Annotated in this window: 12 protein-coding genes; 8 read left to right on the top strand and 4 right to left on the bottom strand. The window is 63.7% G+C overall.

The window, feature by feature from the left end:
- The first annotated feature begins 27 nt into the window (after positions 1-27).
- Both FFI87_RS21500 and FFI87_RS21495 read left to right on the top strand, forming a co-directional pair.
- Positions 28-5,538 carry an AAA family ATPase gene (locus FFI87_RS21500; protein WP_138849110.1) on the top strand — a complete coding sequence of 1,837 codons (5,511 nt, stop codon included), beginning with the start codon at positions 28-30 and terminating at the stop codon, positions 5,536-5,538.
- A gap of 199 nt (positions 5,539-5,737) precedes the next feature.
- The gene (locus tag FFI87_RS21495) at positions 5,738-6,898 is read left to right on the top strand and encodes an NAD-dependent formate dehydrogenase (protein ID WP_012366366.1); all 1,161 of its coding nucleotides are present in this window, start codon (positions 5,738-5,740) and stop codon (positions 6,896-6,898) included.
- A gap of 132 nt (positions 6,899-7,030) precedes the next feature.
- On the opposite strand, the gene FFI87_RS21490 is transcribed toward FFI87_RS21495, so the two are convergent.
- The 4 genes from FFI87_RS21490 to FFI87_RS21475 form a co-directional block, all read right to left on the bottom strand.
- Positions 7,031-7,705: a response regulator transcription factor gene (locus FFI87_RS21490; protein WP_138850205.1), complete on the bottom strand. Its 675-nt coding sequence runs from the start codon at positions 7,703-7,705 to the stop codon at positions 7,031-7,033.
- Positions 7,695-9,884, bottom strand: a complete 2,190-nt coding sequence (locus tag FFI87_RS21485; protein WP_186381755.1) for a PAS domain S-box protein — start codon at positions 9,882-9,884, stop codon at positions 7,695-7,697. Before FFI87_RS21485 ends, FFI87_RS21490 begins: the two co-directional genes overlap by 11 nt.
- Before the next feature lie 121 nt (positions 9,885-10,005).
- Positions 10,006-10,392, bottom strand: a complete 387-nt coding sequence (locus FFI87_RS21480) for a response regulator transcription factor (protein ID WP_012366369.1) — start codon at positions 10,390-10,392, stop codon at positions 10,006-10,008.
- A gap of 151 nt (positions 10,393-10,543) precedes the next feature.
- Positions 10,544-11,365 carry an alpha/beta fold hydrolase gene (locus tag FFI87_RS21475; RefSeq protein WP_138850206.1) on the bottom strand — a complete coding sequence of 274 codons (822 nt, stop codon included), beginning with the start codon at positions 11,363-11,365 and terminating at the stop codon, positions 10,544-10,546.
- 346 nt (positions 11,366-11,711) lie between these two features.
- Between FFI87_RS21475 and FFI87_RS21470 the strand changes: the two genes are divergently transcribed.
- The 6 genes from FFI87_RS21470 to FFI87_RS21445 all read left to right on the top strand — a co-directional run bounded on the left by FFI87_RS21470 (position 11,712) and on the right by FFI87_RS21445 (position 20,658).
- Positions 11,712-14,045 carry an FdhF/YdeP family oxidoreductase gene (locus FFI87_RS21470; RefSeq protein ID WP_138849114.1) on the top strand — a complete coding sequence of 778 codons (2,334 nt, stop codon included), beginning with the start codon at positions 11,712-11,714 and terminating at the stop codon, positions 14,043-14,045.
- Positions 14,046-14,282: 237 nt separating this feature from the next.
- A complete protein-coding gene (locus tag FFI87_RS21465; protein ID WP_138849115.1) occupies positions 14,283-15,947 on the top strand; it encodes a cbb3-type cytochrome c oxidase subunit I in 1,665 nt (554 codons plus the stop codon).
- 1 nt (position 15,948) lies between these two features.
- A complete protein-coding gene (locus FFI87_RS21460) occupies positions 15,949-16,548 on the top strand; it encodes a cbb3-type cytochrome c oxidase subunit II (protein WP_138849117.1) in 600 nt (199 codons plus the stop codon).
- Positions 16,545-17,138, top strand: a complete 594-nt coding sequence (locus tag FFI87_RS21455) for a c-type cytochrome (protein WP_138849119.1) — start codon at positions 16,545-16,547, stop codon at positions 17,136-17,138. Before FFI87_RS21460 ends, FFI87_RS21455 begins: the two co-directional genes overlap by 4 nt.
- Positions 17,135-19,417 carry a heavy metal translocating P-type ATPase gene (locus tag FFI87_RS21450; protein WP_244108079.1) on the top strand — a complete coding sequence of 761 codons (2,283 nt, stop codon included), beginning with the start codon at positions 17,135-17,137 and terminating at the stop codon, positions 19,415-19,417. The genes FFI87_RS21455 and FFI87_RS21450 overlap by 4 nt, the downstream gene beginning before the upstream one ends.
- Positions 19,414-20,658 (top strand): molybdopterin-dependent oxidoreductase, encoded by a 1,245-nt coding sequence (locus tag FFI87_RS21445; RefSeq protein ID WP_138849121.1) that lies wholly within the window; start codon positions 19,414-19,416, stop codon positions 20,656-20,658. The genes FFI87_RS21450 and FFI87_RS21445 overlap by 4 nt, the downstream gene beginning before the upstream one ends.
- Positions 20,659-20,666 lie beyond the last annotated feature (8 nt).

Here is a 20,666-nt window from a genome sequence, read left to right as displayed (position 1 = left end):
ATCTCTCCCGGAACAGCGATCACCGGCATGACCGATACCGCCCCCTCCGTCATCCCTAAAGACGACGGCATCTCTCACTCCCGCGCATGCATCACGAACGCCGAAGGGCGGCGCATCCCGGTCGTCGTCGCCCGGCCGCGACGCGGCGCATCCAGCACGATCGCCGTCGAACATCTACTGAACGAATACCGGATGCGCGACCAGCTGGACGGCGCGTGGGCGTTGCGCCCGCTCGAATTGCAGCGACAAGGCGACAGCGTCGCGCTCATTCTTGAGAACGCCGCCGGCGTCAGCCTCGCGCAGCTATTGAGCGAGCCGCTGGACATCCGACGCTTTCTGAATATCGCTCTTCAGAGCGTCGTCTCCGTCGGCCATATGCACGCCGCCAAGATCGTTCACCGCGATCTCAAACCCTCTCACCTGTACGTTGACGAACCCGGCGGCCGTGTGCGGCTCACCGGCTTCGGGATCGCGCTTGGCGGCCAGGATCGTCTCGAGATGGCAGATCACCCGGAAATCATTGCCGGTACGATGGCCTACATGGCGCCTGAGCAAACGGGCCGCATGAATTGGCAGATCGACACGCGCAGCGATTTGTACAGCATGGGTGTCGTGTTTTATCGCATGTTGACCGGGCAACTGCCATTTTCCGCAACCGCTCCGATGGAGTGGATACACAGTCACACGTCGCGCACGCCCGTCGCGCCCCATCTGCGCCACGGACTCGTCGATCCCCAGTTGTCGGCGATCGTCATGAAATTGCTCGAGAAATGCCCCGACGAACGCTATCAAAGCGCGGCAGGACTGGAGCGGGACCTGCGTCGATGCATGGCGGAGTGGTCAGCGAGCGCGACGATATCTCGGTTCGACTTGGGCGTCGCCGATCTGCCTGAGCGACTTTCCGGACCGGTCAAGTTGTACGGTCGGGACCAGGAACTGGCGCGACTGACCGGCGCATTTTCACGGGCCATGCTGGGGGGATCCACCGAGCTGGTGCTGATTTCCGGTTATGCCGGTATCGGCAAATCGTGTCTCGCGCGCGAGCTGCAAACTGCGGTCGGCACGTTTCAAGGGACTTTCGCCAGCGGAAAGTGCGACCAGTACAACAGCGACGTACCGTATGCCGCGGTGGCGCTTGCGCTGAAAGGCATGATCAAGTCCGTGTTCGCCAGAGGCGAAGACGATGTACGCCGATGGCGCGGCGCGATTCTCGATGCACTTGGGCAGAACGGAAGCCTCGTCACGGACCTCGTGCCGGATCTCGAACTGCTGATCGGCGAGCAACCCAGCGTACCGGAGTTGCCGCTGCAACAGGCACAGGTCCGTTTCCAAGGGGTGTTGCGGGACCTCATGCAGGTGTTCGCGACGCTGAGCCCTCCCCTGGCGCTCTTTATCGACGATCTTCAATGGGCAGACGCCGCAACGCTCGATCTCATTGAACATATCGCGCACCATTCCGACATCCGGCACCTGCTGCTGATCGGTGCGTATCGCCACAATGCAGTCGATGCCAATCATCCACTGAGGCGAAAGATCTCCACCGCCAAAGCAGCGGGAATCGCCGTTCATGAAATTGACCTGCTGCCATTGACTGCCAAGGATGTCGCGCCCATTCTTCGCGACATCCTGCACTCCACCGACAAGTTGGTCGAGCCGCTTGCGAGAGTCGTATATTCGAAGACGGCAGGCAACCCGTTCTTCGTCGTTCAGTTCCTGCATGCACTCGCGGAAGAGAACGTGCTCATCATCGATCCGGCCGCCGGACGCTGGTCATGGAACGTTCAAGACGTCCGGAGCGCCCGCTATACGGACAACGTCGCGGACCTGATGGCTATCCGGCTCGGCCGGCTTCCACCAAACTGCAAGGACGCGCTCCGCGACCTTGCGTGCCTGGGCAGCGCTGCGACGACCTGCAATCTGGCGATCGTGCGGAACACCAGCGAAGAAGCGTTGCACGGCGAGCTTCAGGCCGCCATCCGTCAACAGCTCGTCGAACGCGTCGGAAATATCTATCGATTCGCTCACGACCGGATTCACGAGGCAGCATATTCGCTCATCCCTGCTTGCTCGCGCGCGGAAATACACCTGATGGCTGCGCGGCACCTGTTGCCGCATCTCGTAGAAGGGGCCGACGAAGGGCTGTTGTTTGAAATCGTCGGCCAATTCAATCGCGCCGGAGACGAACTCATCTTGCCGGAAGAACGGCACGAAGTCGCCATGCTCAATTTGCGAGCCGGCATTCGAGCGAAGCGTTCCGCCGCGTACGATACCGCGCTTCGCTACTTCAATGCCGGCGCGGCGCTACTAAGCGCTACACCAACCAACGACCCAGCCGGTATCCATTTCGAGTTCGAACTCGAATTTGCCGAATGTGAATTCCTGACCGGACAACTCGAGCTGGCGGAACGGCGCCTGGCCGCATTGCCGACACAAGAGATGGACCCGGTCGAACTCGGTCGCGTCACGGTACAACGGATGGACGTGTACACGGCTCTCGACCAAAGCGACGATGCGATCGCCGTCGCGCTCGAATATCTACGTTGTGTCGGTATCACGTCGTCGGCACATCCGTCCGATCAGGACGTGCAAGACGAATATGCGCAACTCCACCGGCGTGCAGCCAACCTGACAGTCGACGACATCGCCGGATTGCCGGCCATGGTCGACCCGCTGGCGTTGACTACGCTTGAGGTACTGACACGCCTGCTTTCCGCGGCATGCTTCACCGATTTCAATCTGAACTCCCAGATTACGTGCAAGGCCATCAACCTCAGCCTGACCAGCGGAAACTGTGACGCATCTTGCGTTGCGTTCGGCACGCTTAGCCGGACTGCGGGCCCGCGTTTTGGCGATTTCGACCTGGGCATCCGCTTCAGCCACGCGGGCTATCGCATTGCCGAACGCAATGCACAGCACCGCTTCCATGCCAGCACGTCCATGGTGTTCGCGATCTTCACGAGGTGCTGGGCCGAACATGTTCGCGCGTCCGAGGACACACTGCGCTATGCGTTTTCCGCAGCCAACAAGACCGGGGACCTGTTGTACGCATCGTATTCTCTGAATTGTCTGAATACGGTATTGCTGTTCGCGGGCGATCCGCTTTCCGCCGTCCACAATGAAGCGGAACGCGGCCTTGCGTTTGCCCGGAACGCTCAACATGGTCTGGTCGTCGACATCATCTCGACACAGCTCGCGCTCATCGACAGCCTGCGAGGGCGGACGAGAAAGCTCGGGACGTTCGACAGCGAGCGCTTCAATGAACAGGCATTCGAATTCCGGCTTTCGAATCGTCCCGGGCTTGCCATCGCGGAGTGCTGGTACTGGACGCGAAAGATGCAAGCGCGTTATCTGGCAGGCGACCACGACACCGCTCTCGCGTCGCTGCTCCGTGCCGAGCCGTTGATATGGACCTCTTCGATGTTCCTGGAAGAGGCCGAATTTCATTTCTACGCCGCGCTCACGTTGGCCTCGACGCTGGAGCGGGTTACGCCTGCGATGCGGGCCGGCCAGCTGGAGCGACTCACCCGGCACCAGGCGAAGCTGAATGTGCTGGCGAGCAACTTTCCGCAGAATTTCGACAATCGCGCGGCGCTCGTGAATGCCGAAATCGCGCGCATCGAATCGCGCATACTCGATGCGGAGCGGCTTTATGAACAGGCGATCAATTCCGCACGGGCGAGCGACTTTCCGCATCAGGAAGCGATTGCGAGCGAACTGGCTGCGCGTTTTTACCAGTCCCGAGGCTTTTCGATCATCAGCGATGCCTACTTGCGCAATGCGCGTTACGGGTACCTGCGTTGGGAGGCGCCGGGAAAAGTCCGGCAACTCGACGACGCATACCCGCATCTGAACGCCGACCCACGTGGCAGCAACGCGCACGAGACGATGCGGTCGACGGCCGGCGAGATCGACTACTGGATGCTGATCGACGTTTCGCAGCGGGTGTCGTCCGAGATCGTTCTCGAGAATGTCGTCGATACGTTCATGAGAGCTGCGCTGACTCACTCCGGCGCGGATCGCGCCATTCTCATTCTCACCGCGGACGATGGTGCCGCGAAGATCCAGGCCGAGGCGACGGTTCGCGGCGAGGCGGTATGCATTCAGCAGGAAAGCTCGCCGCTCGACCCGGACCGGGTCCCGACGGCGACGATCAATTACGTGATGCGGACTCGGGAAGTGCTGTCGATACCCGATGCATCAAAGGATCCGATATGTGCGACCGATGCCTACACGGTCACACATCGAGTGCGCTCGATCCTGTGCATTCCTCTCGTTCGTCGACACACATTGGTCGGCACGCTTTACCTGGAAAACAGGCTTTCCACCGGCGTATTCGCGCCTGCCCGCCTGGCCTCGCTCGGCGTTCTCGTTTCGCAGGTCGCCATTACGCTGGAGAACGCGCGCCTGTATCGGGAGCTGTCCGACCGCGAAGCGCGGATTCGACGCCTCGTGGACGCGAACATCATCGGCATCTTCATATACGCGCTGGATGGCACGATATTGGACGCGAATGCCGCCTTTCTCGAGTTGCTCGGCTACAGTCGCGACGAGCTCGACCATCGCCAGCTGAACTGGAGGGACATCACGCCACCGGAATGGATTCAGGTCGACTTCCAGATCCACGAACCGGTACTTCGCGCGACCGGCGTGCTTGCACCGATCGAGAAAGAGTATTTTCGCAAGGACGGGAGCCGCGCGCCTGTCCTTGTCGGGGCCGCGATGTTCTCGCCGACGGGCGATCAAGGGGTCGCATTCGTTCTCGATCTGAGCGAAAGCAAGCGCGCGGACGCACGTGCGCGAGACAGCGAAATCCGGTTCAGCGAAATGCAGCAGGAACTCGCGCACGCGAACCGGGTATCGACCGTCGGACAGTTGACGGCCATGATCAGCCACGAGGTGAAACAGCCGATCGCCGCGATGTCCGCGAATGCCGACGCCGCGCTACGGTGGCTATCTGCTCGCCCGGCAAACGTCGACCGCGCAGCCAGAGCGCTCGAACTTATCGTGCGCGATACCTTGCGGACCGGTGACATCATCGACCGCATCAGGAACCTCGTGCGCAAATCTCCGGTGCGAAAGGAGCAGGTGGACCTCAACGAGGCGATCCTCGAAGTCCTGTTCATGACACGGCGAGACGCGGAGAAAAACGGCATCAGCATCGAAACGACGCTTGCCGCCCCGCCTCCGACCGTGACCGGCGATCGGGTACAGCTTCAGCAAGTCGTGCTCAACCTCGTCGCCAATGCGATCGAGGCGATGCACGCCGTCAACGAAGGACGCCGGCTACTGTCGATCTCCACATCGCGCAGCGGCGAGGGCACGGTGGACATAAAGGTGAAGGACTCGGGCCCCGGTATGTCGGCCGCACATATGGAACGGCTTTTCGAGCCATTCTTCACAACCAAGGATACGGGAATGGGCATCGGCCTCTCGGTCGCTCATTCGATCGTTCAGGCCCACGACGGACAACTGCGGGCAACCCTCCACGAACCGTCCGGCACGACATTTCACATCATGCTTCCATCGTCGGCATCGTAGCCACATCGCGGCATCGATTGCCGGCATGGCAACGCATGACTTGACGCAAGCGCTTCTTCCAACGGGCGAAAGGACCCCGCGGCTACTTCATGCGATTTGGCAAAAGCCGTGCCGCAATAGAACTCGCCACGGTCCGTCTCTCCTAATCTGCGACGACGCTTCACCGCGTAGACCCGTCAACTCAGGAAGGAGACGATGAATGGCGAAAGTTCTCTGTGTGCTCTACCCGGATCCGACGTCCGGCTATCCGCCCCGGTACGTACGTGATGGAATCCCGGCGATCGCGGCATATCCCGGCGGACAGCGCTTGCCTTCCCCGCAAGGTACGCTGGGTTTCGCGCCGGGCGAACTCGTCGGGTGCGTGTCGGGGGAGCTCGGCCTGCGGCCCTATCTGGAAGCAAACGGTCACGAACTAATCGTGACGAGCGACAAGGACGGACCCGATTCCGCGTTCGAGCGGCACCTGCCCGACGCGGACGTGGTGATTTCGCAACCGTTCTGGCCGGCCTATCTGACGAGGGAGCGAATCGCGAAAGCACGCAAGCTCAAACTCGCGCTCACCGCCGGAATCGGTTCGGACCACGTCGATCTCCAGGCTGCGGCGGAGCGCGGCATTACCGTCGCGGAAGAAACGTTTTCGAACAGCATCAGCGTCGCGGAACACGTGGTCATGACGGTGCTGGCGCTGGTCCGGAATTTCGTTCCCGCTCATCAGTTCGCGACCAACAACGGCTGGAACATCGCCGATTGCGTGAGCCGAAGCTACGATCTCGAAGGCATGCATTTCGGAACGATCGGGGCAGGTCGCATCGGGCTGGCCGTGCTGCGGCGGCTGAAACCGTTTGACGTACATCTTCATTACCACAGTCGTCATCGCCTGTCGGCCGACCTCGAACGCGAACTCGGCCTCTCTTACCACGCCACCGCCAGATCTCTCGTCGAGGTCAGCGATGTGATAAACCTGCAATGCCCGCTTTATCCGTCCACCGAACATATATTCGACGACGAAATGTTCAGCCACGTGAAGCCCGGCGCCTATCTCATCAATACCGCGCGCGGCAAGCTGTGCGATAGAGACGCGGTCGTGCGAGCGCTCGAATCCGGTCGCCTGGCAGGCTATGGCGGCGACGTGTGGTTTCCGCAACCCGCGCCGCCGGACCATCCGTGGCGCCACATGTCGAGCGAAGCAATGACGCCGCATATCTCGGGCACGTCGCTGTCCGCGCAGGCTCGCTATGCGGCAGGCACCCTCGAGATCCTGCAGTGCCATCTCGAGGGTCGGCCGATTCGTCCCGAGTACCTTATCGTCGACGCCGGAAAACTCGCCGGGGTCGGTGCCGCGTCGTACAAGTTGAGCTGATGCGCGTAACGCGCCGATTCGCGGGGCCGAGACGTCGTGCATTCGGCGTAGTCCCGGCCGCAACCGTCGTCGTCCGGGAACGCGAATCGGATGAGCGGCCGAACGTCCCGACTCATCGGGCTTCGACGCCCGCTAGCTGCGCTGCATTCTGGCTGCCGCAGGCGCCTGCGCCGGCCGGTCGACACCCAGCGCCTCCGCCTTCTTCACGAAGTCGGCCAACGAACGCGCCTCCATTTTCTTCATCGCCTGTCCGCGGTGAATCTTCACGGTGATTTCACTCAGATTCATTTCTGCCGCGATCTGCTTGTTCATCAGCCCGCTCGCCACGAATGCCATGACCTCGCGCTCGCGCGCGGACAGCGTTGCATAGCGCGCACGCAGGTCGACGAGCGAACGATGCTCGCTTCTCCAGCGCGCGTCGCGCTCGAGTGCCGTCGTGACCGCATCGAGCATGTCCTGCTCCCGAAATGGCTTCGGAAGAAAATCCATCGCACCGGCCTTCATCGCCTTCACCGACATCGCAATATCGCCGTACGCCGTCATGAAGATGATCGGCAGATGCAGGTCGGCGGCCGCGATCTGCTCCTGAACCGCGAGCCCGCTCTGGCCTTTCAGGCGAACGTCGAGAATCAGGCAACTCGCCACGTCGGGTTTGTCAAAGGCGAGAAACTCCTGCGCCGATGCGAACGCTTCGACGCGGAACCCTACCGAACGAAGCAGCATGTCGACCGCCGTTCGCATCGACTCGTCGTCGTCGACGACATAAACGATTGATTGCTGGGCGGGGTCTTGCGTATCAGTGTTCATTACACATTTCCTCATCCAGTGGCAATACGAACTGTATGACCATTCCGGCCCGCTCCGGGATCTCGGCCCAGATACGGCCGCCATGCGCTTCCACTATCGACCGGCAAATCGACAACCCCATACCCATCCCATTCTGTTTCGTCGTGAAGAATACGCTGAACAATCTGTCGAAGTCTTCGTTGCTCACCCCCGCTCCCTGGTCCTCCACCATCATGTGAGCATGACCGTCCCGCGCCCGGGTGCGAAGCAGCAAGCGTCGCGTGCCGGGGGCGAGCCCCGACATCGCTTGTATCGCGTTCATCACCAGATTGATGACGACTTGCTGCAACTGGACGCGGTCGCCGCACACACGCTGTGGCGACGCGGAATAGTCGGCCTCTACGTCCACCCGGTGAGTTTCCAGCTCGCGCGCGACGAGTTCGAGCGATTCTCGCACAACGTCGTTCAGGTCGAGCGGCACCTGCTCGGGCGCGCGCTTTCTCGCCATCGCCCGGATCTGTCGGATGATGTCGGAGGCGCGCTTGGCGTCGCGGATCATCTGGGCGACGGATTGCTGTACCTCGCCCAGATCGGGCTCCGGACGGTCGATCCAGCGCAATGCAGCGTCACCCGCAGTGACGATTGCGGCAAGCGGCTGCGTGACTTCATGCGCAATCGATGCGGCCAGTTCGCCCAGCATCGTTACCCGCGTCGCGTGTGCCAGTTCGGCATTCGATCGATCCAGCGCTTCCTGCGCGACGACGCGCTCGGTGATGTCCATCAATGCGCCGACGTATTCCGTTTCCTTTTGATGTCGGATCGGATGCGCGACGTAATGGACGTGTTTGACGCGGGCATCGGTCATCAGCAGTCGAAACTTGATGTCCGGATCCGACGCGCCTGCGATCTGGCGATGCCAGGCATCGCGGACAAGCGATACGTCGTCGGGGTGGACGCGCGACGCAATCGATTCGAAATCCGGCACTCTGTGGCGATCGAGTTCGAAGATGCGATACGTCTCGTCGGACCACCACATCGTACAGTCGGGAAGCCTCATCGCAATACTGCCGGTATGACTCAGCCGCTGCGCGCCCGATAAAAATGCCTCGCCGCGGCGCCACGCCTGTTCGGCCTGCTTGCGTGCCTCGATGTCGGTATTCACGCCATACCAGCGAACGACACGCCCGCTCTCGTCGCGAAGCGGCGCCGCGCGGATATGCACCCACCGGTAAACGCCGTCCTCGCGCCTGATCCGAACGGTGCTCTCGAACCGTGACTCGTTGCCCACGGCGCGCTCCCACGCGTGCTGCATCGTATCGAAGTCGTCGGGATGGACGACGGCACGCCAGATATCTTCTTCGCGCTTGGCCATGTACACACCGAACTCCGTCCACCGCTGGTTCACGTAGTCGATCTTGCCGTTACTGTCCGAGCTCCACACCATTGCGGGAATTGCGTCGATCATCGCGCGCAACTCGTCCTGCTGCCGCCGCATTTCGCCTTCCAGGCGCTTGCGGTCGGTAATGTCATTGTTGGTCGCGAGTATCGCAACCGGCTTTCCGCCGGCATCGCGCCACAGCGCGAGTCGACTCGAAATCATCACCTTTTTGCCGTCCTTGCGGACACGCTGCAGTTCGCCCTGCCACTGTCCGCATTCGAGTACGGCACGGTGAATGTCGTCGAGCGGCACCGACGCGACGGTCTGCGTCAGCATATGGACCGGCTGGCCGAGCGCCTGTTCGGCCGTCCAGCCGTAAAGCGCCTCCGCGCCTTGATTCCAGAATGCGATCCGGTCCTGCAAGTCGTAAACGACGATCGCGTCATGAGTCAGATCGAGCAACTGAAGCCGCTCGCGCAGAATGCCGGTGTTGGCGAGATTGCGTAGCGACAACACTGCGGTCGTCACGATCGCGAGCAGGCTTACGCCGCAGCGGGCGAGCGCACCGCCGGAATATCGTGCGTCATGCGACAGCGCAAGCGCGAGCAACGTCAGTCCCACGCATCCGAATGCGGCGACATACGTCGCCCGACGCGAGCCGGCTGACGCGGCCAGCAGCACCACCGCCACGTAAAGCACGGCAATCGCGGTATCGAGCGGCGTCACGTCGATAATGAAAATAAGCGCCGTCAGTGCACCGGCCAACGTGTACAACACACGCGCGTCTTCTCGCCATGGCTTGCCTATTGTCCGATTGCTCATCGTCGTCGTGTTTTGCAGTGCCCGAAGGAAATGAAATGTAGGGAATTGCCAGTCGGTATCTCCCGTTCCCACGGCGGCGCGTTGACGTTACGAGCGGCGATACCCGGCTTCATGAATGCGCTTACGAAGCCGGGTTCCCCCGACCTTCCTTCACGGATGCCAGATCACGGGCGACTTGTACGGCATCCACGGGTTTCCTCAACACGCTGATCGCCCCCATACCGACCGCCTGGCGCCGGACGGCCTCGGACACGAATGCCGAAATGAAGATGATCGGCACCGTGACGCCGCTGTCCACCAGCTGTCGATACATCTCCAGACCTGAAATGCCGGGCATCTGGACGTCTGAAATGATGCACGAGACTTCCCGAACGTCGTCGGACGCCAGAAACTGCTCCGCCGATGCATAAAGTTTCGCGCTCCACCCCAGAGAGCGAACCAGACTGGACGTGGCGACACGGACGGATTCGTCATCGTCAACAATCGAAACGATTGGAAAATTGTGCAAACCCGGGCCCTCGGACGGAATTCCATTTCGGGCGACCCGACATTGGCCGCCCTGTCGAACCCAATATTAGAGAAATCGACAACCCGCGGAAATCATCTATACGTATAGTTTCGCGCCATCCCGCCCGACGACGCGACGCGCGGCCGGAACGTCATGCGCGGATGAACGCGAGCAGATCCGCGTTCACCTGATCGGCATGCGTGGTGCACAAGCCGTGCGGCGCGCCGGGATAGATCGTCAGCCGCGCCCCGCGAACGATCTCTGCCGACAGCCGGCCGGAATCGTCCAGCGGGACGATCTGATCGGCATCGCCTTGCAGGATCAGCGTCGGAACGTCGATGCTGCGCAAATCGGCGGTGAAGTCGGTTTCCGAGAACGCCTTGATGCAGTCGTACGCGCTCTTGATCGAACATTGCATACCCGCGTACCAGAAGGCATCCACCGTCCCGTCCGACGCCTTTGCGTGGTCGCGGTTGAAGCCGTAAAACGGCACCGCCAGGTCCTTGAAGAACTGCGAGCGGTTCGCGAGGACGCCCTTTCGGATGTCGTCGAACACCGACAACGGCAAGCCGCCGGGATTGGCGTCGGTCTTCAGCATCAGCGGCGGCACCGCGGCGATCAATACGGCCTTCGCGACACGACCGGTGCCGTGCCGGCCGATATAACGGGCAACCTCGCCACCTCCGGTCGAATGACCGACGAGCACCGCGTCCTTCAGATCGAGATATTCGATCAGTTCGGCGAGATCGTCCGCGTAACGCGACATCTCGTTTCCGCCCCAGGGTTGACTGGAGCGGCCGTGCCCACGCCGGTCGTGCGCGATCACACGATAGCCTCGCTCGGCGAGATACATCATCTGTGCATCCCATGCATCGGCATTCAACGGCCATCCATGCGAGAACACCACCGGCTGGCCTGAGCCCCAGTCCTTGTAGAACAGTTCGGTCCCGTCTTTCAATACGAGCGTTGCCATCTTCGTTCTCTCCTTGACGATGCCGCTTCCATCCGGTCCTCCGGTAGAAGCGACGTTACGCGTCGCCCTGCGGCCGCGGCTCGCGGCCGCAAAACTCACGCACTGCCACGATTATCGAAACGACCATGCCCGGCTCTTTTTGACAGGGACCGGGATTTTCGGCTCCGCACGGTCGTCCGCGGCGTTCACGGTTCCGATGCAGCAGGCCAATGTGCATCGCCGCCGCGACGATCGTTTTCCTGCCGTGCGAATTCTTGCGTGCGAATTCGAAACTCGCGCCGTCGCGGTGCAATGCCGCCGCGCATGCGCGCATCAAGATCGAACCGAATCGATGGAGGAACCCGACATGGCCGAGAAAAAGACCGTTCGAATCTATAGCGAACCCGCGGGCGGCTGGGGCGCGCTGAAAGCGACGGGAGCGGCGCTCGCGGTACAGGGCATTGCCGTGTCCGGCGCGAAGACGCTGCTGCGGATGAATCAACCGGAGGGATTCGACTGCCCGGGTTGTGCGTGGCCGGACCCGAAACATACGTCATCGTTCGAATTTTGCGAGAACGGTGCGAAAGCGGTGGCATGGGAGGCAACGTCGAAGCGCTGCACGCCCGAGTTTTTCGCCGCGCACCGCGTGTCCGAGCTTTCGACATGGGATGACTACGATCTCGAGATGGCAGGACGTCTCACTCACCCGATGACCTATGACCGCGTGTCGGATCGCTACATCCCGATCACCTGGGAGGCCGCCTTCTCGACGATCGCGACTGCCCTGAACGCCCTCGATCATCCCGATCAGGCGGATTTCTATACGTCGGGGCGCGCATCGAACGAAGCGGCGTTCCTCTATCAGCTGTTCGTACGCGAATTCGGCACGAACAATTTCCCCGATTGCTCGAACATGTGCCATGAAGCCACCAGCGTCGGGCTGCCCCAGTCGATCGGCGTCGGCAAAGGGACCGTGCTGCTCGAGGACTTCGAGCAGGCCGACGCGATCTTCATCTTCGGTCAGAACCCCGGCACCAACAGCCCCCGGATGATGACCGACCTGCACGCGGCATCGCGCCGCGGGGCGAAGATCGTCTCGTTCAACCCGTTTCGCGAACGTGCGCTCGAGCGCTTCACCGCGCCGCAGGATCCGCTCGAAATGGCAACGCTCGGTTCGACGCCGATCAGCACGTTTCTCTACCAGGTGCGCATCGGCGGCGACGCGGCCGTGCTCAAGGGGATGATGAAGGCCATCGTCGAGGCCGACGACGCGGCCGTCGCGGCCGACCAACCCCGAATCCTCGACGTGACGTTCATCGCCGGCCATACGCACGGCATCGATGAGCTCGTCGCGGACCTGCGCGCCGCGTCGTGGGACGCCATCGAGCGCGTATCGGGGCTCGCGCGCGCCGACATCGAAAATGCCGCGCGCATCTACATGGCGGCGAACAACGTGATCCTGGTGTACGGCATGGGGCTCACTCAGCACCGCCGCGGGACGGAAAACGTGCAGCAGATCGCAAATCTCGCGCTGCTGCGGGGCAACGTCGGCCGGCCGGGGGCCGGCATCTGTCCGGTGCGCGGACACTCGAACGTACAAGGCAACCGGACGGTCGGCATCACCGAGAAGCCGAGCGCTGCGCTGCTCGACGGCATCGAGCGCGCGTTCGGCTTTCGTCCGCCCGCCGCACACGGTCATGACGTGCTTGCCACCATCGACGCGATGATGCGCGGCCACGCACGGGTGTTTATCGCGCTGGGCGGAAATTTCGCCGCAGCCATACCGGACTGGGTCCGCGTGCAGCCGGCGATAAGCCGGCTCGACCTGACCGTGCATATCGCAACGAAGCTCAATCGCAGCCATCTGGTACACGGCAAGGCCGCATTGATTCTGCCTTGCCTCGGACGCACCGAAATCGATATCCAGGCGGACGGACCGCAATCGATTACCGTGGAAGATTCAATGTCGATGGTCCATGCGTCGGCTGGCCGCAACGCACCGGCGTCGGAGCACCTGCTCAGCGAACCGGCGATCGTCGCCAGTATCGCCCGTGCAACGCTCGGCAGTGCATCGCGCGTGCCATGGGAACATCTCGTCGCGAATTACGACCGGATTCGCGACGCGATCGAAGTGGTATTCCCGATCTTCCAGGCGTACAACCAGCGCATTCGCATACCCGGCGGCTTTCATCTCGCGTCGACTGCTCGCGAAAGGGTGTGGGCGACTTCGACCGGCCGCGCGAATTTCCTCGTCTTCGCCGGTCTCGACGAAGACTTCGATCATGGCGACCCGGAAGCGCTGATGCTCACGACGATGCGCAGCCACGATCAGTACAACACCACGCTCTATTCTCATTCGGACAGATATCGGGGTGTATTCGGGCAGCGCGACGTGCTGTTCATGAATCCGCGCGAACTCGCCAGGCGCAACCTGCATCCGGGCGAGCGCGTGGATATCGTCGCGCTCTGGACGGACGGCATCGAACGTATCGTGCGCGGCTTCAAGATCGTCGACTACTCGCTACCGGACGGCTGCTGTGGCGCCTACTACCCCGAAGCGAATCCGCTCGTGCCGCTCGATGCGTTCGATGCGCAAAGCCGCACACCCGCGTACAAGTCCGTCCCCGTGAAGGTGATGCGTGCGGCCACGGTAGGCCCGGATTCCGCGGCATTCGCCGTTGCGCGCGCGATCGGCGGGTAAGGCGCTCAGTATGGCCGACCGGCGAGGCATACGAAAAAGGCATGCCGGCGATGATGAATTTGAATATTACGGGCGCGCCGGGGCTACTTATACTGGCTCCCGCCCTCACCACCGATTTCGACAACATCAATTGCAGATCGATCATCCGTTGACGTCGTGCACCCGAATGTTTTCCCGTCATGAAGGACACCTTACGGGTTCGCGCGGATATTCCATTCACCGAGGAGCTTTGTCGAAATGAACTTCACGATTGGCACGCTGCTCGCGTTGTCGTTTCTGATCTCCGTGCTCGGACTGTTCCTGTTCCTTTGGGCGCAAATGAACGGCCTGATGCGGGCCGGCCCCGATGCAGCCGAGGTCATCTTCGCCGCGGGGGAAGTCGGGCAGACCGAAGAGCCGGCCCTGTCCGCATCGCAACGCGAGCGCCTCCAACAAGCCGCCGCGCATGCGGCGCCCGGCACACGTTCCGGCGCATCGGGCGACTCGCCGGCACTCGGCCGGGAACTCGCGGAACGCGCGCGGCTGGACGCGTCGAGCCGCGGGCCGACCTTCGTCTTTCTGAGCTCCTCGGTGTTCTGGCTACTGCTGGGTTCCGTCGCGGGCCTCGTCGCGTCGCAGAAGCTGACCGCCCCCGACTTTCTCACGCAGTCGGCCTGGCTCACGTTCGGCCGCGTGCGCACCGCGCATCTGAACATGGTGGTATACGGATGGGCGTCGATGGCAGGCATCGGCATTTCCCTCTGGATGCTGCCGCGTCTGCTCAAGACGCAGCTGGCGGGCGGCCGCTTCGCCATCGCCGGCGCGTGGCTCTGGAATGCCGGCCTCTCCGCGGGCATCGCCGCCATTCTGTCGGGATGGACCGACGGCCTGCAATGGCTCGAGATTCCGTGGCAAATCGGCATCCTGCTCGCGGCGGGCGGTGCGCTCGCTGCGGTGCCGCTCCTCATGACCATCGCACGGCGCACCACGCGCCATCTGTACGTGTCGGTGTGGTATCTCGCCGCCGCGCTGCTGTGGTTCCCCATCCTCTACATCGTCGCCAAGGTGCCGGGCGTGCACTTCGGCGTCGAGCAGGCCATCGTCAACTGGTGGTTCGCGCACAACGTGCTCGGGCTGTGGCTCACGCCGATCGGGCTGGCAGCAGCCTACTACTTCATCGCGAAGGTGCTCGGGCGGCCCATCTATTCGTACGCGCTCTCGCTCGTCGGCTTCTGGGCCCTGGCCATGTTCTACAGCCAGGCCGGCATTCACCACCTGCTGGGCGGCCCCGTTCCGCAATGGCTGCAGAGCGTGTCGGTCGTCCAGAGCGTGATGATGATCGTCCCGGTGCTTGCCGTCGGAGTGAACCACCATATGACGGTGGCCGGCCACTTCGGCGCGCTGAAACACTCGCCTACGCTGCGCTTCGTCGTGCTGGGCGCCGTGCTGTACACGCTCGTGTCGCTGCAGGGGTCGCTCGAGGCGCTGCCGTTCTTCAACCGGCTCGTGCATTTCACGCAGTACAAGGTGGCCCATGCCCATCTCGGCCTGTACGGCTTCTTTTCGATGATCATGTTCGGCTCGATCTACTTCACGATGCCACGCGTGCTCGAACGCGAATGGCCGTACCCGAAGCTCGTCTGGCTCCACTTCTGGCTCGCCGCCGTCGGCTTTGCCATCTACTTCGTCTCGCTCACGATCGGCGGCGTTCTGCAAGGCATCGCACTGCTCGATCCCGCGCGGCCGTTCATGGCATCCGTTGAAGTCCTTACGCCATATCTGCAAGCACGCACGCTCGGCGGCGCACTCATGACGATCGGCCATTTCGTATTCGCGTATCACTTCTTCGCGCTCGTCTTCGGTCGGCAGGGCGCGCGCTCAGACGCGGCGCCGGCGCGCCACGCGATCTCGCTGGGGGCATGACATGAACCGCGTCCTGACCGTCGTAATCGGCTCGCTGATCATGCTCGCGATGGCGACGCTCGTCCTCGTCGCCCTTCCGTATCGGCAATTACGCGGCGAAGCGCCGCCCGAGCCGCTGAAGCCCTATACCGTCGCGCAGCTGCGCGGACGTGCGACCTACGTGAACATGGGTTGCGTCTACTGCCATTCACAACAGCCGCACGCGCCGTCGCTCGGCCCGGATCAACTGCGCGGATGGGGACGCCCGTCCGTGCCCGCGGACTACGTTTACGACTATCCGCACCTGCTCGGCGTATCGCGCACGGGGCCCGACCTGTTCAACATCGGCGCCCGGCAGCCGAGCGACGCATGGCACCTCGCGCATCTCTATCAGCCGCGCGCGGTGACGCCAGGCAGCGTGATGCCGGCCTATCCGTTCCTGTTCAGGGTGGTCGATCACGCGAAGCCGGGTGACGTCGTCGTGCAGTTGCCGCCGAAGTACGCACCGGCCGACGGCAAACAGGTGATCGCGTCGCAAGACGCGCTCGATCTCGTCGCCTATCTCACGGCCCTCAATCACACCTATCCGGCACCGGCCGATCCGTCGGGAACAATGAAATGAGCGAACAAGACAACGCGCGTGCCGTCCGCGCGCGCGAACACGCGGAACCGATCGAGCGCAGCAACCCGGTGCCCTGGCTGCTCGGCCTCGTGGCCGCCGCGCTGGCGGTCTGGGGCGTGAGCTACTTCCTCCTCAATCCCGCACTCGGTCCGAACTCGGACGCGAAATCCCAAGCCGCGCCGGGCGGCACCGACGCCGTTGCCGCGGCGCCGGCGGCGGCCGACGGCGCCCTGCTCTTCGCGAGCCGCTGCGCGTCGTGCCACCAGGCTACCGGCGCGGGTCTGCCGGGCGTCTTCCCGCCGCTCGCCGGCTCGGAGTGGGTCAACGGCGATCCGAAGCTCGTCGCGCGCATCCTCCTGCTGGGCGTCACGGGCAAGATCACGGTGGCAGGCAGCACGTTCAACGGGTCGATGCCGGCGTTCGGCACGACGCTGACCGACAACGAGATTGCCGCCGTCGCCTCGCACGTCCGGTCGAGCTTCGGCAATCACTCGCCGGCGTTGACGGCCGACGTCGTGAAGGCCGAACGCGCGGCCATCGGCAACCGCACGGCGCCGTGGGCCGGCGAAGACGAGCTGAAGCGCCCATGAGCGAGGCCGCTGTAATGGCATCGGGCACGCCCGACAGCGCGACGCTCGACGTGCGCGGCATGTGGTGCACGAGCTGTGCGAATGCGCTCGAACGCGTGCTGCAGCGCCAGCCCGGCGCGCTCGACGCGCGGGTGAGCTTCGCGTCGGAATCCGCGACCGTCGAGTGGGATCCGCGCCGCACCTCCCTCGACCATCTGCTCGCTGCTGCGGCGAAACTCGGCTACGAATGCGCGCCCGAAAACGAGACGCCCGATCGTCGCGCGCATACGGCCGCGCTGCTCGACGACCTGACGCTGCGGCTCGTCATCGCCGCCTTCTGCTCGATGTGGGTGATGACGGCGCAAACGACGCTGTACTTCACGACGGCCGCCACGGTGCCGGAGCCCGTTCGCCATGGGCTCGCCGTGCTGGCCGGCATCGCCACGCTGCCTGTCGTCGGTTATTGCGCGCAACCGTTCTTCAAGGCCGCGTGGCGAACGTTGCGTGCACGCGTGCCCGGGATGGACTGCCTCGTCGCAATGGGTACGAGCGCGTCGTTCCTGCTTTCCCTGTGGCGGGTCGCGTACGGCGAATCGACGGTCTATTTCGATTCGGCGGCCATGATCGTCACGTTCCTGCTGGCGGGCCGCTGGCTCGAACTGCGCGTGCGCAGCCGCATGTCGGACGCCGTGCGCGCGCTGCTCGATTTGCCCGCGCAAACCGCGCGCGTGCTCGCAAGTGACGGCGCGCAGACGGTCGTGCTCGCCAAGCGCGTCGCAACCGGCAGCATCATTCGCGTGCTGCCGGGCGAACGTCTGCCGCTCGACGGTGTCGTCACGGACGGCCGGTCGTCGCTCGATCGTTCGCTGCTGACGGGCGAAAGCGAGCTCGTCGGCGTGGAGCGCGGCAGCTTCGTCGAGGCCGGCGCCTTCAATGCCGACGGCGAGTTGCTGGTGTGCGTGAAATACGGATGGGGCGAGCGCCGCGTGGATTCGATCGCGGCGAGCGTGCGCGCGATGCTCGCGCGCAAGACGGCGTCGCAGGCCATCGCCGAGCGCTTCACGCGCCGCCTCGTCCCGGCCATCGCGATGGTCGCGCTGCTGGTGTTCGTCGGCGGCGGCCTGCTGGGCATGGGATGGGCGGATGCGCTGGAGCGTGCCGTCGCGGTGCTCGTCGTCACCTGCCCGTGCGCGCTCGGCATGGCCGTGCCGCTCGCGCTGAGCGCCGGCGTCGGACGCGCGGCCCGCGAAGGCATTCTCTTTCGCGACGTCGAGGCCATCGAGAAGGCCGGCAAACTTCGCATGTTCTTCCTGGACAAAACCGGCACGCTGACCGAGGGCAAGCCACGGCTTGTCAGCGCACGCGCGGCAAGCGGCGTGCGCGAAGCCGAACTCATCGAGGAAGCGGCGCGGGCCGAACGCGGCAGCGAGCATCCGATCGCGGCCGCCATTCGCGCGCTCGTCGCGCCCGACCGGCTCGCCGGTGCGGTGGACGCCCCGCGCGGCACGTCGCGCGCGGTGCCGGGCGCCGGCGTGGCATGGGAAGGCGCCGATGGCGAATGCATTCTCGCCGGCACCGCCGCATTCCTGCGCAGCCACGACGTTCAGGTACCCGACATCGACGATGCGAACACCGCCGTCCATGTCGCCCGCAACGGCTGCTGGCGCGGCATGCTGGGCTTCGCCGACCGCCCGCGCGAGGGCGCAACGGACGCCGTGGCTTCGCTGCGCGCGCACGGCGCAACGGTGACCATGCTGACCGGCGACCGGCCGATCGTCGCGCGCGCCATCGCGCAGGCCGTGGGCCTGGCCGATGACTCCATCCTCGCGGCGCAGTCTCCCGAACGAAAGGCAGCACACATCGTTCACGCACAGGCCGCGGGTCGCGGCGCGGTCGCGTTCGTGGGCGACGGGCTCAACGACACGCCGGCCCTGGCCGCGGCCGATGTCGGCATCGCGGTCGGCAGCGCGTCGCCCGCGTCGATGGCCGCCGCATCCATCGTGCTCGTCGATGCGGGCATTGAAAAGCTCGACCTCGCGTTGCGGCTCGCGCGCCGCACCGCGCGCGTCATGCACCAGAACCTCGCCGCCGCGGTCGTCTACAACGCGCTCGCGATTCCCGCGGCCGTGTTCGGCTGCGTGTCGCCCGCCACCGCTGCCGCGCTGATGGTCGCGAGCTCGATGTCCGTCACGCTGAACGCCGGCCGACTCGCGGTCCGCACTGATAGGCCGCCGGCCCCCACCGGCACGTCGCGCCCCGCGCGCGCTTTGTCCACCGAACAGACCTGGAGCCCCTCATGAGCCAACACGATTACGATCCCGTCTCGCTGCACCGGCGCCGCCTGTTGGCCGGCCTCGGCGCGCTGGGTGCGGCGGCATTCATGATGCCCACGCTCGCGCGCGGCACGCAGAGTGGCACCATCGAGCTGCCGTTCGAGAACGGCAGCCGGCCGCTCACGTCGGACCTGCCGCAAAAATCCAATGTGATCCTGCAGCGCACGCGTCCACCGCTGCTCGAAACACCGTTCGATGTCTTCGACCAAGGCGTGTTCACGCCGAACGACCGCTTCTACGTGCGCTGGCACCTCGCCAACATTCCGAACTCCATCGATCCGGCCACGTACCGCGTTGCTGTTCACGGCGCCGTCAAGCGGACGCTGAATCTTTCGCTCGACGACCTGATGCGCAGGTTCCCGCGCTACGAGATCGCCGCGGTCAATCAATGCTCGGGCAACTCGCGCGGCTTCTTCAGCCCGCGTGTGCCGGGCGGCCAGTGGGGCAACGGCGCGATGGGCAATGCGCTATGGAAAGGCGTTCGCCTGAAGGACGTGCTCGACCATGCGGGCGTGCGCGCCAATGCCGTTTGCGTTCGCTTCAACGGGCTCGATTCAGGCGTGATTCCGCAAACGCCGAAGTTCCTCAAGTCCGTGGAGATCGACCATGCCCGCGACGGCGAGGTCATGCTCGCGTACGCGATGAACGGCGAGCCGCTCCCGCTGCTCAACGGGTATCCGCTGCGGCTCGTCGTACCGGGCTGGTATGCGACGTACTGGGTGAAGATGGTGACCGACATCGAAGTGCTGGACACACCCGACGACAACTTCTGGACCGCCAAGGCATACAAGGTGCCGGCCAATCACTTCGCCAACGTGCGGCCCGGTGAGACCGACGTGCCGCAGGTTCCCATCAACCGGATGCTGCCGCGCTCGTTCTTCACCAACATGAGCACCGGCGACAAAGTGGGCGCCGGTCAACCGGTGCTCGTCCGCGGTATTGCGTTCGGCGGCATCAACGCACTGGCGCGCGTGGAGTTGTCGACAGATGGCGGTCGAAGCTGGGCCGATACGCAACTAGGACACGACTACGGCAAATACAGCTTCCGCCAGTGGCAGACGAACGTGCGCTTCGCTCAACGCGGCCCGCAGATGCTGATGGTGCGCGCCATCGACGCGACCGGGCAGGCCCAGCCGGCCACACCGAATTGGAACGGTGCAGGTTTCATGCGCAACGTCATCGAATCGATTCAGCTCGACGTGGCTTGACAAGGAGC

The organism is Burkholderia sp. KBS0801 (genome assembly GCF_005937855.2).
Taxonomy (GTDB): Bacteria; Pseudomonadota; Gammaproteobacteria; order Burkholderiales; family Burkholderiaceae; genus Burkholderia; species Burkholderia ambifaria.
This window is presented reverse-complemented; position numbering and strand designations above follow the sequence as displayed.

Coding starts and splice junctions, on each gene's coding strand:
- FFI87_RS21460 (WP_138849117.1), top strand. CDS start 15,949: ATGAACCGCGTCCTGACCGTCGTAATCGGCTCGCTGATCATGCTCGCG.
- FFI87_RS21455 (WP_138849119.1), top strand. CDS start 16,545: ATGAGCGAACAAGACAACGCGCGTGCCGTCCGCGCGCGCGAACACGCG.
- FFI87_RS21500 (WP_138849110.1), top strand. CDS start 28: ATGACCGATACCGCCCCCTCCGTCATCCCTAAAGACGACGGCATCTCT.
- FFI87_RS21465 (WP_138849115.1), top strand. CDS start 14,283: ATGAACTTCACGATTGGCACGCTGCTCGCGTTGTCGTTTCTGATCTCC.
- FFI87_RS21450 (WP_244108079.1), top strand. CDS start 17,135: ATGAGCGAGGCCGCTGTAATGGCATCGGGCACGCCCGACAGCGCGACG.
- FFI87_RS21475 (WP_138850206.1), bottom strand. CDS start 11,365: ATGGCAACGCTCGTATTGAAAGACGGGACCGAACTGTTCTACAAGGAC.
- FFI87_RS21470 (WP_138849114.1), top strand. CDS start 11,712: ATGGCCGAGAAAAAGACCGTTCGAATCTATAGCGAACCCGCGGGCGGC.
- FFI87_RS21490 (WP_138850205.1), bottom strand. CDS start 7,705: ATGAACACTGATACGCAAGACCCCGCCCAGCAATCAATCGTTTATGTC.
- FFI87_RS21445 (WP_138849121.1), top strand. CDS start 19,414: ATGAGCCAACACGATTACGATCCCGTCTCGCTGCACCGGCGCCGCCTG.
- FFI87_RS21485 (WP_186381755.1), bottom strand. CDS start 9,884: ATGAGCAATCGGACAATAGGCAAGCCATGGCGAGAAGACGCGCGTGTG.
- FFI87_RS21495 (WP_012366366.1), top strand. CDS start 5,738: ATGGCGAAAGTTCTCTGTGTGCTCTACCCGGATCCGACGTCCGGCTAT.